Here is a 305-nt window from a genome sequence, read left to right as displayed (position 1 = left end):
CAGATCTGTCATGTGTCGTCCTCCCAAAAGTGTGGTGTGTGAACCGGTGCCGGCCTTATGGGGCCGTGTCGCCGGTCCGGTGGTGGTGCCTCATGTCGACGGTGGTGGAATCGCGGCGAGAAAATAGGATTCGTTGCCGACCCCGGTCACGGTGCCGACCACGGTGCCCGCCGCGATATCCACGACCCAGACGAGACTGCTGCGCGCGCCTTCCTTCGCCCCGCCGATGACGCAGGCATAGGGCCCGCAGACGGCGATGCCGCGGGGCCGCGGCGTGGCGCCGCCGGGGGCCTCGGGATAGAGCC

1 protein-coding gene is annotated in these 305 nt (G+C 68.9%); it reads right to left on the bottom strand.

Annotation, left to right across the window (positions count from 1 at the left end; all coding sequences use genetic code 11):
• Positions 1–90: 90 nt before the first annotated feature.
• Positions 91–305, bottom strand: a 215-nt coding sequence (locus tag H2O73_RS23750; protein ID WP_220457723.1) for a hypothetical protein, incomplete at its 5' end; no start/stop codon positions are given.

This window comes from Vibrio marinisediminis (assembly GCF_014050145.1).
GTDB lineage: Bacteria > Pseudomonadota > Gammaproteobacteria > Enterobacterales > Vibrionaceae > Vibrio > Vibrio marinisediminis.
Note: the sequence above shows the minus strand (reverse complement) of the source record. Positions and strands in the feature narration are given on the sequence as shown.